The sequence below is a fragment of the Acinetobacter sp. Gutcm_16 genome, assembly GCF_028649355.1.
GTDB lineage: Bacteria > Pseudomonadota > Gammaproteobacteria > Pseudomonadales > Moraxellaceae > Acinetobacter > Acinetobacter johnsonii.
In genome coordinates this window covers 43,936-59,608 of the sequence record NZ_JAQSUV010000032.1, presented here as the reverse complement: position 1 = coordinate 59,608, position 15,673 = coordinate 43,936, and the positions used below count along the sequence as shown (strand labels likewise).

13 protein-coding genes are annotated in these 15,673 nt (G+C 41.2%); 9 read left to right on the top strand and 4 right to left on the bottom strand.

The window, feature by feature from the left end:
• Positions 1-151 precede the first annotated feature (151 nt).
• From uvrB to PTT44_RS09315, 6 genes are all read left to right on the top strand, one after another.
• Entirely contained in the window at positions 152-2,173 is a 2,022-nt protein-coding gene (gene uvrB / locus PTT44_RS09340) for an excinuclease ABC subunit UvrB (RefSeq protein ID WP_168159035.1), read from the top strand.
• Positions 2,174-2,276: 103 nt separating this feature from the next.
• Positions 2,277-2,861 carry a lipocalin family protein gene (locus PTT44_RS09335; protein WP_168159034.1) on the top strand — a complete coding sequence of 195 codons (585 nt, stop codon included), beginning with the start codon at positions 2,277-2,279 and terminating at the stop codon, positions 2,859-2,861.
• 149 nt (positions 2,862-3,010) lie between these two features.
• Positions 3,011-3,946 (top strand): EamA family transporter RarD, encoded by a 936-nt coding sequence (rarD, locus tag PTT44_RS09330; protein ID WP_168159033.1) that lies wholly within the window; start codon positions 3,011-3,013, stop codon positions 3,944-3,946.
• A gap of 322 nt (positions 3,947-4,268) precedes the next feature.
• Positions 4,269-5,726 carry a glyceraldehyde-3-phosphate dehydrogenase gene (locus PTT44_RS09325; protein ID WP_168159032.1) on the top strand — a complete coding sequence of 486 codons (1,458 nt, stop codon included), beginning with the start codon at positions 4,269-4,271 and terminating at the stop codon, positions 5,724-5,726.
• A 302-nt stretch (positions 5,727-6,028) separates the two neighbouring features.
• Positions 6,029-6,730 (top strand): MFS transporter, encoded by a 702-nt coding sequence (locus PTT44_RS09320; protein WP_171527547.1) that lies wholly within the window; start codon positions 6,029-6,031, stop codon positions 6,728-6,730.
• 8 nt (positions 6,731-6,738) lie between these two features.
• Positions 6,739-7,419: a hypothetical protein gene (locus PTT44_RS09315; protein ID WP_168159030.1), complete on the top strand. Its 681-nt coding sequence runs from the start codon at positions 6,739-6,741 to the stop codon at positions 7,417-7,419.
• 52 nt (positions 7,420-7,471) lie between these two features.
• Here the strand turns inward: PTT44_RS09315 and PTT44_RS09310 are convergent, their stop codons facing one another.
• A complete protein-coding gene (locus PTT44_RS09310; protein ID WP_168159029.1) occupies positions 7,472-8,323 on the bottom strand; it encodes an SDR family oxidoreductase in 852 nt (283 codons plus the stop codon).
• Positions 8,324-8,435: 112 nt separating this feature from the next.
• On the opposite strand from PTT44_RS09310, the gene PTT44_RS09305 reads away from it, so the two are divergent.
• The 3 genes from PTT44_RS09305 to proB all read left to right on the top strand — a co-directional run bounded on the left by PTT44_RS09305 (position 8,436) and on the right by proB (position 11,593).
• A complete protein-coding gene (locus tag PTT44_RS09305) occupies positions 8,436-8,816 on the top strand; it encodes a winged helix-turn-helix transcriptional regulator (RefSeq protein WP_273795638.1) in 381 nt (126 codons plus the stop codon).
• Positions 8,817-9,218: 402 nt separating this feature from the next.
• A complete protein-coding gene (cgtA, locus tag PTT44_RS09300; RefSeq protein ID WP_168159028.1) occupies positions 9,219-10,433 on the top strand; it encodes an Obg family GTPase CgtA in 1,215 nt (404 codons plus the stop codon).
• A 26-nt stretch (positions 10,434-10,459) separates the two neighbouring features.
• Complete coding sequence (gene proB, locus PTT44_RS09295) at positions 10,460-11,593, top strand: glutamate 5-kinase (protein WP_062034593.1); 1,134 nt, start codon at positions 10,460-10,462, stop codon at positions 11,591-11,593.
• A 59-nt stretch (positions 11,594-11,652) separates the two neighbouring features.
• On the opposite strand, the gene PTT44_RS09290 is transcribed toward proB, so the two are convergent.
• The 3 genes from PTT44_RS09290 to PTT44_RS09280 all read right to left on the bottom strand — a co-directional run bounded on the left by PTT44_RS09290 (position 11,653) and on the right by PTT44_RS09280 (position 15,467).
• Positions 11,653-12,249, bottom strand: coding sequence for a phosphatase PAP2 family protein (locus PTT44_RS09290; protein WP_168159027.1), 597 nt, complete (start codon positions 12,247-12,249; stop codon positions 11,653-11,655).
• Between the two features lie 128 nt (positions 12,250-12,377).
• Positions 12,378-14,573 (bottom strand): TonB-dependent receptor family protein, encoded by a 2,196-nt coding sequence (locus PTT44_RS09285; protein ID WP_168159026.1) that lies wholly within the window; start codon positions 14,571-14,573, stop codon positions 12,378-12,380.
• Between the two features lie 192 nt (positions 14,574-14,765).
• Positions 14,766-15,467, bottom strand: coding sequence for an SIMPL domain-containing protein (locus PTT44_RS09280; protein WP_004693610.1), 702 nt, complete (start codon positions 15,465-15,467; stop codon positions 14,766-14,768).
• Between the last annotated feature and the right edge of the window lie 206 nt (positions 15,468-15,673).

Below are 15,673 nucleotides of genomic sequence, written 5' to 3'. Positions count from 1 at the left end.
CACTTCATGTTGCCCTTGAAATACGGGGGGGTCAAGTGAAAAATCTTTGTAATATTTTCAGTAAATTACATTAAAAATCTAAAAGCGAGAATTGCTCGGGATTGAATCTGTTAAAATAGTCGGTTGAAGAAGCAAATCTTGGGATATGTCTGTGAGTGAGAAACAACCTTTTGATTTAGTCACCAATTACCAACCCGCAGGTGATCAGCCGCAAGCCATCGAAAAACTTGTTGCTGGAATAGAAAAGGGCTATCACGACCAGTTGTTACTTGGGGTTACCGGTTCTGGTAAAACCTATACCATGGCCAACGTGATTGCACGGACGCAACGTCCGACCATTGTCATGGCACATAATAAAACCTTAGCTGCACAGCTTTATGGTGAGTTCAAATCTTTCTTTCCGAACAATGCCGTCGAATATTTTGTCAGTTATTATGACTATTACCAACCTGAAGCCTATGTCCCATCTTCAGACACATTCATTGAAAAAGATTCTGCGATCAATGACCACATTGACCAAATGCGTTTATCTGCAACACGTTCTCTCTTAGAACGTCGCGATGCAATTATTGTTGCTTCAGTTTCTGCTATTTATGGTTTGGGTGACCCTAATGCCTATATGAGCATGTTGCTACATATTGTACAGGGCGATCGTATCGCACGTGATGACGTCATTCGTCGTTTGGTGGAAATGCAATATAGCCGTAATGAGCTTGAGTTTTTACGCGGTACCTATCGTATCCGCGGTGAAATTATCGATATTTTCCCTGCCGAATCGGATCAGCATGCGATTCGAATCGAGTTGTTTGATGATGAAGTCGATTCGATTCGTTGGTTCGATCCACTGACAGGCAAACTGGTACGTAAAGTTCCGCGTGTAACCATTTATCCAAAAAGTCACTATGTAACACCGAAAGATAATTTAGAGCGCGCCATCGGCACGATTCGTGAAGAGTTAAAAGAGCGTTTAGGTTTCTTTCGTGCACATGACAAATTGCTTGAAGCTCAGCGAATTGAGCAACGTACCCGTTATGATTTAGAAATGATGCAGCAGTTGGGCTACACCAACGGTATTGAAAACTATTCACGTCATTTGTCAGGTCGTCCTGCGGGTGAAGCGCCGCCGACCTTGTTTGATTATGTTCCTGATGACGCCTTACTGATTATTGATGAGTCACACGTGACTGTACCGCAAATTGGTGCGATGTATAAAGGTGACCGTTCGCGTAAAGAAAACTTGGTGAATTATGGTTTCCGTCTTCCTAGTGCTCTAGATAACCGTCCAATGCAGTTTGAAGAGTGGGAACGGATTACCCCAGCTACAATTTATGTCAGTGCAACACCGGCCAAATACGAGCTTGAAAAAGCCGAACAAGTGGCCGAGCAGGTGGTTCGTCCTACAGGTCTGATTGACCCCGAAATTGAAGTACGTCCAGTATTGACTCAAGTTGATGATGTCTTGTCTGAGATCAATATCCGTAAAGATCTAGATGAGCGTGTCTTGGTTACCACCTTAACTAAACGTATGGCAGAGGATTTAAGCTCGTATTTGAAAGAGTATGGGGTCAAAGTTGCTTATCTGCATTCAGATATTGACACTGTTGAACGGGTGAAAATTATTCATGACTTACGTTCAGGTGTCTACGATGTTCTCGTCGGTATCAACTTACTACGTGAAGGTTTGGACATGCCTGAAGTGTCTTTGGTGGCGATCTTGGATGCGGACAAAGAAGGCTTCTTACGTTCTGAGCGCTCTTTGATTCAAACCATTGGTCGTGCAGCGCGTAATGTAAAAGGCAAAGCGATTTTATATGGTGATCGGATTACCGATTCGATGCAAAAAGCCATCGATGAAACAGCCCGTCGTCGTGAAAAACAAATGGCCTTTAATGAGCTGCATGGCATTATTCCGCGTAGCACCATCAGACAAAATAAAAAGGATATTGATACAGGCGAAGTGCTGACAGATGATCAAGTTGAAAGTGGTATCACAGATCAACATCAAACGCTCAGTGCAGATGAACAGCACTTGCTGTCCGATCCGAAACTTCTTGCCAAGCACTTAACTAAGCTGGAAAAAGAAATGTTAAAAGCTTCTAAAGAGCTACAGTTTGAGCAAGCTGCACGTCTACGAGATGAAATTTTGCGCTTAAAGGCGCAACTTCTAACCTAAGTTGCATTTACATAACGCTACAGTAATTTGGGCAAAAAGCATTATTTTTTAAAGAGATGTTTATTTTTAGATCATAAATTCTGAAATATTAAAGGTACAGTTTATGTCTGCAAATCTTCCAAAGGCGGGGTTTACGCTTGCCAAAATTGCTGTAGGTGGTGCTGTTTTAGTCGGGTTAGGCATGGCAACCATGGCTTACGCCCAAAGCAAACCCTTAGCCGTGGTGGATAAGGTTGAATTAGACCGTTATTTGGGGGTTTGGTACGAAATTGCACGTAAGCCCATGTACTTCCAAAATAAATGCGGAACTAATGTCTCGGCTACTTATACCCTGAATGAAAATGGCAATGTGACAGTAGATAACCGCTGTTATACCCAAGATGGTAAGCTGATGCAGTCCATAGGTGAAGCATTTGTACAAAACCCACCTTTTAATAGTAAGTTGAAAGTGAGTTTTTTACCTGAGGCGGTGCGTTGGTTACCTGTGGCACGGGGGGATTATTGGATTTTAAAAATTGATGATGACTATGAAACGGTTTTAGTGGGTGAGCCACGCCGTAAATATATGTGGGTGCTTTCTCGCTCGCCTCAGCCAGACCAAAAAGTCATTAATGAATACTTAGAATATGCAAAGTCAGTGGGTTATGACTTGAATGATCTGATTCATACCAAACAATTGCAAAAGTAAAATTTATTAAGTCTTGAAAGCCATGCTGAAGCATGGCTTTTTTAGTTTCATATACGTATTTTAAAACTTGAATAATAAAGCTTTATACAGTCGAACGCTTTATAATCGGAACCTAGTAAAAAATCGTGTAATTCAATGTGGGGTGAAGGATGTATAAAGGTGTTGCACTATCGGTTTTAGCATCCGTCACTTTTGGGGTTTTGTATTTTTATACCTTTTTTTTAAAGCCCTTAGATAGTGAACAAACTTTTGCTTGGCGTATGCTTTCGACTTTACCCTTTTTAACCGCATTCATGTGGTGGAGTGGTGATTTAAAACTCATTTCGGAGTTGTTTAAGCGTCTCTTTAAACAACCTTGGATGTTTGCTTGGTTATTGTTTAGTTCAGTTTTATGTACCACGCAGTTGTGGCTATTTTTATGGGGGCCCATGAATGGTCGTGGTCTACAAGTATCACTCGGCTATTTTTTACTGCCTTTGGTCATGGTGTTGGTTGGTTGCATCCTTTACAAGGAAAAACTATCCCGCTGGCAAATGGCCGCGGTAGCCTTTGCTGTGCTTGGGGTAGGACATGAAATTTGGCGTATTGGTAGCATGGCATGGGAAACGGTTTATATCGCTTTGGCTTATCCTTTGTATTTCTTCCTGCGCCGTGTTTGTAAAACGGATCATTTGGGTGGCTTCTGGTGGGATCTGTTTTTAATTTTACCTGTCGCGTTTTATTTGGGCTTTGTGCATAGCGATAGTTTGGCTTTGATACAAGAGTTTCCACATCTGATTTTGGCGGTCATTGGATTGGGTTTCTTAAGTGCAATGGGACTCGGAAGTTATATACTCGCGAGTCGTTATTTACCTTTTGTGATCTTTGGTTTGCTGAGTTATTTGGAGCCTGTTTTATTAGCAGGAGCATCAGTTGCCATGGGAGAGCGTATAGAGGCAGGTGAGTGGTTTACTTATATTCCAATTTGGTTTGCAGTCTTATTGCTTATTATTGAAGGCTTGTTGCATTTATATAAACAGCAACAAAATAAAAAACAGCTCGAACGAAATATTGAGCATTTTGAAAAACAGCAACATTCAGACTAATTTGATGATGTTCGGAGCTGTCATTGCGCTGGAATTTGGGCGATAAGCAAGTTCCTGATTTGTTTATTGCCCTTTAAGAATAGTTGACTGTTTGATAAAACATCATTTGTGTAACTGTTTATTTTTTATCTAAAAAATATTTTTTTAATTTTTATACTGCAAAATCATAAGACTAAATGCAATCATTTCTTAAATTAATAATGAATATACGACAAAAAACATCATGCATTTACAGCTTTCGATTCAAACTTGGCGTTAAATCCTTTACAATTGTTGGGTTTTAAAATTTATGCTTAGATTAAATTAATTAGAGGACGTATCTGTGAGCAAAGAGACTATCATCGCCCTACACGCAGAACACCAAGGTCGCTGGAAAAACCGTGAAGAAATCGCGGAACAAATGATCGCTTTGATCGGTCAGCTTTACCGTGAAAAAAATATTGTGGTTTCAGTGTTTGGGCGTTCTTTAGTTAACCGTTCAGTTATCCAAATTTTAAAAGCACACCGTTTCACTCGTATGATGGACGTTGAGCTTTCAGTTGTACACACGTTCCCAATTCTTGAAGCGTTGGCTAAAATTGAAAATATTGGTACTGCTGAAATTGATCTAGGCAAATTAGCTGTTGCGTTTAAAGAGCAAGGTGACGATGTTGATACATTTGTTGCAGCCGCTGTTAAATCTGTAGAAGGTCGTGCGACTTCAGTAGAAGGTCGTGACGTTGTTCTTTACGGTTTTGGTCGTATCGGTCGTATTCTTGCACGTTTAATGATTGGTCAGTCTGGTCTTGGCCGTGGTTTGAACCTAAAAGCGATTGTGGTTCGTAAGTCATCTGATGGTGATTTGGAAAAACGTGCGTCTTTATTACGCCGTGACTCAATCCATGGTCCATTCTCTGGTACGATTTCTGTTGATGAAGAAAACGAAGCAATCATTGCAAATGGTCAATTCATTAAAGTCATTTATGCGTCGAACCCAACTGAAGTTGATTATACCGACTATGGTATTAGCAATGCGTTAGTGATCGACAACACGGGTAAATGGCGTGATGCGGAAGGTCTTGCTCAACACCTGAAGTGCCCAGGCGCTGCACGTGTGATCTTGACTGCACCAGGTAAAGGCGACATGAAGAACGTGGTGTTTGGTGTGAACCAAGCTGACATTCTTGATGAAGATACTATTATCTCTGCTGCAAGCTGTACAACCAACGCAATTACACCAACACTCAAAGTTTTGCATGACAAATACACAGTGTTGAATGGTCACGTTGAAACAGTTCACTCGTTCACAAACGACCAGAACTTAATTGACAACTACCATAAAGCAGACCGTCGTGGTCGTGCTGCAACGTTGAACATGGTGATTACTGAAACAGGTGCGGCTAAAGCGGTTGCTAAAGCACTTCCAGCACTTCAAGGTAAATTAACAGGTAACTCTGTACGTGTTCCAACACCAAACGTTTCACTTGCGATTTTGAACTTAACTTTAGATAAAGAAGTTGATCGTGATGAAGTGAACGAATACATTCGTAAAATTTCAATCAGCTCTAGCCTTCAAGGTCAGATCGGTTATACCAACTCGACTGAAGTTGTATCATCTGACTTTATCGGTTCACGTACTGCGGGTGTATTTGATGCGCAAGCAACAATCACTTCGGGCAACCGTTTAACTGCATATGTTTGGTACGATAATGAAGTTGGTTATAGCTGCCAAGTGTTACGTATTGCAGAGCAAATGGGCGGCGTAAGCTATCCAAAAATTCCAGCTGAAACAAATGCATAATTTGTAATAGCGACTAAAAAGAGCCTCAATTGAGGCTCTTTTTTTTGCGTTGTTGTATGTGTTAAAGCTGATTAGGGGCAGCGGGGTGACATAAGTATTCGCTTGAATGGTAAGAGTTGCCAATGTTTAATTCCTACTTATTTACTTAGAATAATCAAAATGTACTGTGTAAAATAGGATGATAAAAATTAAAGAGTCTGGTTGGTATACAGCCCCTTAGACTTTCTAAGCTGACAAAAGGATGATATTTGTCAGATAAAAGAAAATAAAACAAAAGGAATTTGAATTTGCAACTGAAGCATATGCTAAGTGGATTGGCATTCATTGTGTTGGCATCTGTATGCGGTGTAATTATCGCTATTTGGACGTTTAAACACTTTAATATTTATATTCCCTTAGAAAATCAAAAAGTCAGTATTGATTTGCAAGAGCCTTTACAAGCCGAGGTTAAAATTCATGATGCCTTAGATGTTGATGTCACAGGACGCGTTAATGCAGAAATTCCGATTCGTGAAAACCTGAATATTCCACTGACCCAAACGCTGACTCCACGGGTATATTTTGATAATCAGGTTCCGATTAAAACCACCATTCCAGTGCGTGAAACCTTGAAAATTAATCAGAGCATGCCTGTGGATACTAAGGTGCAAGTGAAAGTCATGGGGCGAGATGTGACTTTGCCTTTAAAAGGAAATATTCCAATTCAGTTGGATGTGCCGATTCATATCGATGTGCCACTAGAACAGCAAGTACACCTCAAATTTGATGCACCTGTGAAAACAGTACTGAAAGAAAATCTACATATTCCAGTAAATACAGTGGTTAAGACCAATATTCCAATACAAGGGCATTTAAACGTTCCAATTAAAACAGCATTGAAAGCGTCGGTGGATGTACAAAATACATTGCCAATTGAAATCAAGCAGGGGGAGTTGAAAATTCCACTTAATAGCTTGCAATTACTGCGTGAAAAACCTCAACCTCAAGAACACGTGAAGCCATAGGAGGGAGTATGTGGATATTCCAGTCTGCGAAGCGGCTTGTATTGAGTTTTGTGTGTGTTGTAATTTTAGTGGGTGCGCTGTTTTGGTTGTACCTGAATATTCAAGCCAGTATGCAAGTGTCTGCGAGTGAAGCACAAATTCAACTATCAGACTCTTTACCGACAAAAATCCAAGTGGGTAATTATTTAGAAACCCAATCCGTTGGGACTTTGGATACGCAACTGAAAATCGATCAGAAAATCAACCTACCTTTGACTGGGAAATATTTGGCAAATTTAGAGTTTGAAGTAGAAGTACCCGTTTCAGTATCTGTTGATTATCAAACCGAGGTACTCATTGATGAGAACATGCCGTTGGAGACAACTACAGATCTAATTTATCAAAATAAACTATTGCCTAAGTTCCCACTCACTTTAGATATTCCGATTAAGCTGGCTGTACCATTTCATTTAAAGCAGGACTATCAGATCCCAATCAAAATTATGTTTAATGGTTTGGTCTATTTTGAGTTTGATGAGCAAGTACGACTGCATGTGTTGCATCAGTTTGCACCACAGTTAAATTTGAATGACCCAATGACTATGCGAAAAATAGCAAGCTTCAATGCCACCATGTACAACATAGAGCGAAGTACGACGGCGAACTTGGAGATGAATATGACACTACCCGTGAAGAACATTCATCCATAAAAAACACCACCAATCATTGGTGGTGTTTGAATGTGAAAATTAAATGAGTGGCTTAAAGTGCGGCTTTGATTGCATTTTGAATGCTGGTGGTGTTACGTCCAATCAAATGTTCTAAGTCTTTACTGTTGCTGTACATCGCGCCTTTGGCGGTCTGCACATCGGCATCCACAATCACATCAATCAAGTGTGATGGGAGGCTGGCTTGAATTAAGCCTTGACGCAGGTCATCGGCAGACAAATTTTGATAGATGACTGGCTTATGTGTTGCCTGACTGATGAATTGAGCCAAATCAGCTTTAATAAAACTTTCAGAACCCGCTAGTTCATAGGTCTTATTCTCATGACCTGTTGAGGTTAGGACTTTCGCTGCAGCTTCAGCATAATCTATACGTGATGCTGAGCTAATTCGGCCATCTTGAGCTGCGCCAAAAAGCGTCCCAATTTCAATAGTGTGAGCAACACCTGCAAGGTAGTTTTCGCTATACCAGTTATTTCTTAAGAAGGTATAAGTGATTCCACTGTCTTGAATTAGTTTTTCGGTTTCACGGTGTTCTTGGGCTAAGCCGAGTGGAGAGGTATCTGCACGAAGTAGGCTGGTATAAGCAAGATAAGGCACGCCGGCCACTTTCGCAGCATCAATCACTGCTTGGTGTTGAGGCGTACGACGACCAATTTCATTGGCTGAAATGAGTAATAACTTATCTATTCCTAATAGAGCAGGAACTAATGTTTCAGGGCGGTCATAATCAAACTCACGCAGCTCAATACCTTGCGCTTTGAAATGTTCAGCTCTATCAATGTTACGAACCAGCACAACAATATTCTGGGCAGCGGTCAGCTGCAAAAGTTGCTCTATAACGAGGTTGCCAAGTTGTCCTGTTGCGCCTGTGATTGCAATTTTCATAATTCACCTATGTTGGTTGTTTTCTATACTTGATGGTTGTATCTTAATCTGTTAACTTACTAAATGTAAGTACGTACCAAAAAGTAAGTAATAAACTAAATGGAGAGAAATGATGCACACCTATGCGACAAGCAAATTGTTAGGTCAAGTTTTATCCACGGAGTGTCCATCTCGTGAAATTTTGGAGCATCTTACGAGTAAATGGTCGGTACTGGTGTTGCGCTGTTTAAGTGATGGCGTACATCGTTTTAGTGAGCTCAAGCAGCGTATAGAAGGAGTGAGTGAGAAAATGCTTTCTCAGACACTCAAAACGCTTGAGCATGATGGCTTTATTCTACGGACGGTCTATCCTGTGGTGCCGCCCAAAGTAGAGTACCAATTGACGATCTTGGGTTTTCAAGCCGCTGAGAAAACCATGTATTTGATTGGTTGGATTGAAAAAAGTTTGCCTGAAATTCTAGAAAGCAAGGAGCGAGTAGCAGCTTTAAAATAAAAGATGACAAGTATTGTGGATTGATTGTGATAATCCTTAATTGCGCTTTAATAGTGAATTCCTCAGGAGTGCGGAAGTGGATTAGAGCTGATTCGAATTTCTGGTTGTGAAAAAGTCTTGTGATCAAACAATCTACTTTTTTAGTGCGCTATTTTGATGTGAAAATCCTTCTTGGAGTAAAAGTTGATTAGGATTGAATAAAATGAGTTGAAGAGTGGCCTAACGACTAAATGGTCAGCACATTTAAATTAAAAAATGAATAAAATCAGGTGAAAAGTGTCGAAAATTTAGATTTTGGCATTTTTGTGACTAAATTTCATGTTTCGCTGAATAATTCTATTCGAGAAATTTTGTAAAATATGGCAGAATATGCGGTTTTAAAGTATTTAGAGGATTGGCAGCATGCGCTTTGTTGATGAAGCAGTCATTACCGTAGAGGCTGGCGACGGTGGCAATGGCGTAGCCAGTTTTCGCCGTGAAAAATTTGTACCTTTTGGTGGTCCAGACGGTGGTGATGGTGGTCGTGGTGGCAGCGTATTTATCGAAGCTGATGATAATACCAGTACCCTTGTAGACTTCCGTTATACTCGCCGCTTCCGTGCGGAGCGAGCTAAAAATGGTCGTGGCGCGAACTGCGCAGGCCGTGGTGGTGAAGACACCGTATTAAAGGTTCCTGTAGGTACAACCATTGTTGATACTGACTCAGGTGACATTATTGGCGACTTGGTTGAAAGTGGTCAGCGTGTGCTTGTCGCAGCGGGTGGTGATGGTGGTTTGGGTAATACTCACTTTAAATCATCGACGAACCGTTCGCCACGTAAGTGTACCCATGGTTTTAAAGGTGAATTCCGTGAAATTCGTTTAGAGCTAAAAGTACTGGCCGATGTTGGCTTACTAGGTATGCCAAATGCAGGTAAATCGACGTTTATTCGTGCCGTATCAGCAGCAAAACCTAAGGTTGCAGACTATCCGTTTACCACGATGATTCCAAACCTTGGTGTAGTCGATGCAGACAGTCACCGTTCATTTGTTATGGCGGACATTCCAGGCTTGATTGAAGGGGCTTCTGAGGGGGCAGGTCTTGGTATTCGTTTCTTAAAGCACTTGGCGCGTACGCGTATTTTGCTTCACATTGTGGATGTTCAGCCGATTGATGGTTCAGATCCTGCATACAATGCAAAAGCAATCTTGGCTGAGTTAGAGAAATTCTCTCCGACTCTTTCAAAGTTACCTATCGTTCTAGTGTTAAACAAAGTTGACCAACTTGCAGACGATACGCGTGATGAATGGTGTCAGCATATCTTAGATGAAATGCAGTGGGATGGTCCTGTATTCAAAACTTCAGGTTTGATGTCTGAAGGGACAAAACCAGTTGTGTATTACCTGATGGATCAAATTGAGCAACAACGTGAACGTGAGCTTGAAGATCCTGACTATGCAGCTGAAGTAAAAGCATTCCGTGAGCAGCTTGAAGCTGAAACACGCGAACAAACGATTGCCGCTAAAGAAGCATATCGTGAAATGCGTCGTCAACAACGCCTTGCAGGCCTGTTGGCTGATGATGATGAAGACGATGATGAAGATGACGGCGAAGTGGAAGTGTTTTACGTACGTTAAGCTCGTAATGAGTAACTGAGGACAAGATGATAGAAGTGGTAGATGGGCAACGTAAGCTCGAAGCTTGTAAACGAATCGTTGTTAAAATCGGATCATCTTTACTCACAGCAAATGGGCAAGGTTTAGATATAGATGCAATTTCGCATTGGGCGAAACAAATTGCAGATCTACACAATGCAGGACATGAGATTATTCTGGTGTCGTCAGGAGCTGTGGCTGAAGGTATGGTTCGTATGAAGCTAGACAGCCGACCCACCGATCTACCCAGTCTTCAGGCGTGTGCTGCCATTGGTCAGATGGGCCTTATTCATACGTGGTCAAGTGTGCTTGAAAAACATCACATTCAGACTGCGCAAGTGTTATTAACCCATGATGACTTGGCAGACCGTCGTCGTTATTTGAACTCATGTGACGCTTTACAGAACTTGATTGAATGGCATGTTATTCCTGTGATCAACGAGAATGACACGGTTTCGACCGATGAAATTCGCTTTGGTGACAATGATACGCTGGCAGCAATGGTTGCAGGTCAAGTCCATGCGGATTTGTTAATTATTTTGACTGATCAGCAGGGTATGTTTGACTCAGACCCACGTTCAAATCCAGACGCGAAATTGTTCCATACCGTGCGTGCTCTAGATGAGAGTTTGTTTGATATGGCTGGCGGTGGTGGTAAGTTTGGTCGTGGTGGTATGTTGACCAAAGTCCGTGCTGCACGCTTAGCTGCAAAGTCTGGCTGTCCAACGCTGATTGCCAGTGGTGAAAGCGACAATGTGCTTGAACGTTTGATGGATGGTGAAATGCTCGGGACATTGTTTATTACAGATAATGACCGCATTACCGCTCATCAACAGTGGTTGGCGGCTCACTTACAAACTGCGGGTCGTTTAGTGTTGGATGATGGTGCTGTCAAAGCCATTAAAGATAATCATCGTAGTTTACTTCCAGTTGGTGTGAAAGCTGTGGAAGGGCATTTTGAACGCGGTGACGTGGTTGAATGTGTTGATATCCAAGGTGGCCGTGTTGCGGTCGGGCGTGTCAACTTTAGTTCGCGCTCTGCGGAGCTGGTAAAGGGCTTGGCGTCAGATAAAGTTCACCAAGTTCTAGGTGAAGCACGTTCACTTGAGATGATTCATCGCAACCACATGGCGATCTACTGATTTAAACGCATTAAAAAAAATCCCGCTTTCGAGCGGGATTTTTTGTTTTAAAGCAAAAGTTATTTGATATAGCCTTTTTGAATAAGTGGCTTAAATAAGTAAAAGTGAATGGTGAGTGCCCATTGCATGATTTTATCTTTATAGAGATTCCAAAGCTTTAATCCAAAGAAGTTTAAGGCAAAAGCCAATTGAAAAGCGCCGAGCATATCTAAAGGGAAGTGCACACCAAGATAGACACGTGACCATGCAACCAGCCAAGCCATGATCAAGATAAAGACTCCTAGTTTACGCTGTGCAGAGAAGAGATAAGAAAAAGCGATACTGCTAAAAATCAGCATATGATCACTCGGGAAAGAGCCATTGGGTGCATGGTAAATGAGAGTGCGTCCGACCTCCATGACGAAAGGCCGTGGGTGATAATACACATGAGAAATACATTGGCTGATCAAAATGGCGATACTGGTAAAAATAAACGCCTTCAATATCTGCTTTTTAGTGTCATAGTTACCACGTAGCCAAAACCAAGCAAACAGTAAAATCATGCAATAGAGCAGGTCATTGGCGATGAAAATGGCAAAATGAATGCTGGTATTACTGGCTTCAGGAGAAGCATTAATCCATGAAAAAAGCGATAAATTAAGTTCTGAAAGAGTCATGAAAGTGGATTGTGTTTATAAAGTATGGAAGATAGTCATAATTTTGTCATATTGTTAAAATAAAAAAGACCACAAAAATGTAGTCTTTTTTAACAGTTCAATGTAGTTGAACTAATTGGCTTTCAGTTTTAGAAATCAAATGACGTTTGAAGGTAGAAGGTACGTGGTTGCCCTACATATTTTCCGCCTGTTGAGTCAGTAGAACGTGTGAAATATTGTTTATCAAACACGTTTTTAACGCCACCCGCGATTTTTAAACCGTGGAATTGCTCGCCAAAGTCATACGCTGTACGCACGGCAAAAGTGGAATAACCTGGAATATCACCTAATTTTCCATCAGCCGATTCGTCAGTTTGATAGGTATCACCCGAACCTGGAGAATGCTGCTTAGATTGCGCAAACATATCTGCATTGACGCTCCATTGATTCACTTTATAGCCTAAACCAACATTGGCTGTGTGGCGTGAGTAGAACGGAAGGTCTTTGTCTTCAAAGTCACCTGCTTCAGCCACAGCTTTGGTGAAGGTGTAGTTGCTATAGAGTTTTAAGCCCTCAAGCGCATCGGTCAAATAAGCAAAGTCATAAGCCAGACCAAGTTCTACGCCTTTGTGGCTGGTTGCGCCTAAGTCTGTCCAAATGCCATTGTTCTGGGCATCACGTTCTAAAATTAACTCTTTTTTGAAGTCTAAATAAAACGCGGTTAATTCTGCATTTAGACCATTGCCTAAATACTTTGTACCAATTTCATAGTTATTGGACTTTTCAGGATGTAAGCCATCAGTTGTACTTTGTGCAATACCACCTTCTAAACGTGCCAATTGGTTGTATTGCTGTGGGCCGAATGAAACGCCCGCATTGGCAAAAATGTTCCAATTGTCTGTCGCTTTATACATAACCGATAGGCTGGGTAAAAACTCATCTGAATCAATTTTGGGTGAAACGGTATTAACTGCTACGCCTTGGTTATAGGCAGTAAAATTGTTATGCGTTTCAATTGATTCAAAACGTAGTCCTGGTGTGATGACCCAGTTCCCTAAATCGAAGCGGTTATCTGCATAAATTGCATGTGCTTTAGTGCCACCTTCACTCGTGGTACGTGCTTTAATTTCGGTCACAGGTGCATTCAATGCATATGTAGATGAGCGACCTGAGAACTCAGAACTATCTTCATCTAAATAACGATAGCCGATAGTGAATTCGCTATTTGAGTTGCCTAATTGGTATGCACGAGACCAGCGCGGTTCAATGGCAAATACTTTGTAGTCGCGTGGAGATGTGTCCATACGCGAAGTCGTTGCACTAACATCTGTCTCTAAGTCGCTCGTGCGAAATGAGTCAATATAATAGGTCAGCAATTCAAAGTTATTTTTTTCATCTTGATGTGTATAGCGGAAAGACACATCTGAGCGGCGGCCAGAGAAATAATTACGTGATTTATTTGACTGATAAGGGTTTTGTGCATATTTTTCGGCAGTTAAGCCTTCAGGCATTTCTCCATAACCTTCATAGTGATGTAGGTTTAAGGCAATCGCATCAGCATCTGTAATTTGATAGGCCGTTTTTAACATGACATCGTCAATGTCAGTTTTATTATTGGCTTCACGGTAGCCATCACCTTTTGTACCCGAATATAGCAGAGCAAGGCCTAAACCATTATCTAAGGTTCCGCCTACAAATAGATTCGGGCTATATTTAACTTGATCTGTACCCGAAGCATATTCGGTCGTTAGGCTGACATTACCTGCAAACTCTTGAGGAATCGCGCGAGTTGTAAAGTTAATGATACCGCCAACGTTCTGCGGACCAAAACGTACAGAACCTGCTCCACGAACCACATCTACAGATTCAATATTGCCTAATGATACTGGTGCTAGAGAAAGCTGAGGTTGTCCATAAGGCGCAAATGATAGTGGGACGCCATCAAGCAATACTGTAGAACGAGGAGATAAACGAGAGGCTAAACCACGAACACCAATATTGAGTGAAACATCACTGCCACCAGTACCATTATTTTCTTGGACTTGAACACCAGGCACTTGCTTCAGGGCATCTTTAATTGAAGTCGCAGCAACTTCATCTAAGCGATTGCGAGTAATAATCGTACGAGCGCCTGCATGCTTTTGCACTTTCTCTGCATTGGCATCTTCTAACCAGTTGCCTTGTGCTTCAAGTTTGATGGTCGGAAGTACATTGTTGCTCGTTGCTTCAGTGAGTTCTTCTGCTTGTGCATAGGTCAAGCAGCTCATAGAAAGCCCAATCGCAATGCTGAGTTGTTTGGCTTTGAATAATCTGCGATCCTGCAGATGAAGACGTGATGAAATCATTCTTTTGTGCGCAATCCATAATAAAGAGCGCGGCTATCATATGCTGAACTTTGTTGAAATCAAATAATAACCATTATCACTTATTGCAATTAAAACACTAGAATTAATAGGCGAATTAAAATTTTCTTGATGGACACACAATAAAAAAGCCACGATAAACGTAGCTTTTGAGATGAATTTGAATGAAATCTGTTATTTAAGTTGAACAGTACCATTTGCATTCACAGTAATTTTGGATTCGCCGCCTGCAACATCTTGCATTGGTGCATCAGCTGCTGCAAATTTTGCACTTTCTGCACGCATCATGACTGGGCGAGGGTAGTAGTTGCTGGTATTAATGTTTAAGTTAACCAAGTTATAACCTGACTTACTCCATGCTTGTGCTAATGATTGCGCACGCTGTTGAAAGTTTTTCGATGCTTCAACAATCAGCTCATTTTCCACTTTCTTACGTTGTGTGTCGGACACACTAAAGCCGATTGACTGCGTTTGGAAGTTTTGCTGTAGCTCACCAATCAGCTGGCTCGCTGCTTTAAAATCGGTACTTTCTAAATTAATTTCAGCACGACCACGCCATTCTTTTAACTTTTGGTTGTCATCGTTGTAAATTGGGTAGGTGGTTTGAGAACCTGTTTCGACTTTAACGCTTGGATATTTACGAGCTAAAGCTGTGGCTTGATTCATGAGCTGCGTAATTTGTGTAGCGAGTTCGGCAGGTTGTTTGTTACTCCGTTCAATGTAAAGCGTTGCATTCATTAAATCATTAGATACTTGGCGTGTTGCCTCGGCCTGAACATTGACAATATTGTAGTTTAATTGGTTCTCAGACTGAGCAAAAACTGCTGAGCTAAATAAAGCACTAAGCGCGATTGCTGGGATGAAGAATTGACGCATTTTTATTCCTTTTTTATTTAGGAGGAGTTTTGCAACATTTGTAAAAAGCTTAAAGCCAATTTGTGGTGAATTTGCGAAAATATTGTGGTTCGATTGTAAAAAAAGGTATAAAATATTTTTCAGAAAAACCTAGATAAAGCTAGTTATTTCAAAAACTTATTTTTCAATCAAGGTGGGTATTTTGAATTTTTGTGGCGAAGTTGAAA

Excerpts from the sequence above, each read along its gene's own strand:
- PTT44_RS09335 (WP_168159034.1), top strand. The coding sequence starts at position 2,277 with ATGTCTGCAAATCTTCCAAAGGCGGGGTTTACGCTTGCCAAAATTGCT.
- rarD (WP_168159033.1), top strand. The coding sequence starts at position 3,011 with ATGTATAAAGGTGTTGCACTATCGGTTTTAGCATCCGTCACTTTTGGG.
- PTT44_RS09320 (WP_171527547.1), top strand. The coding sequence starts at position 6,029 with ATGCTAAGTGGATTGGCATTCATTGTGTTGGCATCTGTATGCGGTGTA.
- PTT44_RS09315 (WP_168159030.1), top strand. The coding sequence starts at position 6,739 with ATGTGGATATTCCAGTCTGCGAAGCGGCTTGTATTGAGTTTTGTGTGT.
- PTT44_RS09310 (WP_168159029.1), bottom strand. The coding sequence starts at position 8,323 with ATGAAAATTGCAATCACAGGCGCAACAGGACAACTTGGCAACCTCGTT.
- PTT44_RS09305 (WP_273795638.1), top strand. The coding sequence starts at position 8,436 with ATGCACACCTATGCGACAAGCAAATTGTTAGGTCAAGTTTTATCCACG.
- cgtA (WP_168159028.1), top strand. The coding sequence starts at position 9,219 with ATGCGCTTTGTTGATGAAGCAGTCATTACCGTAGAGGCTGGCGACGGT.
- proB (WP_062034593.1), top strand. The coding sequence starts at position 10,460 with ATGATAGAAGTGGTAGATGGGCAACGTAAGCTCGAAGCTTGTAAACGA.
- PTT44_RS09290 (WP_168159027.1), bottom strand. The coding sequence starts at position 12,249 with ATGACTCTTTCAGAACTTAATTTATCGCTTTTTTCATGGATTAATGCT.
- PTT44_RS09285 (WP_168159026.1), bottom strand. The coding sequence starts at position 14,573 with ATGATTTCATCACGTCTTCATCTGCAGGATCGCAGATTATTCAAAGCC.
- PTT44_RS09280 (WP_004693610.1), bottom strand. The coding sequence starts at position 15,467 with ATGCGTCAATTCTTCATCCCAGCAATCGCGCTTAGTGCTTTATTTAGC.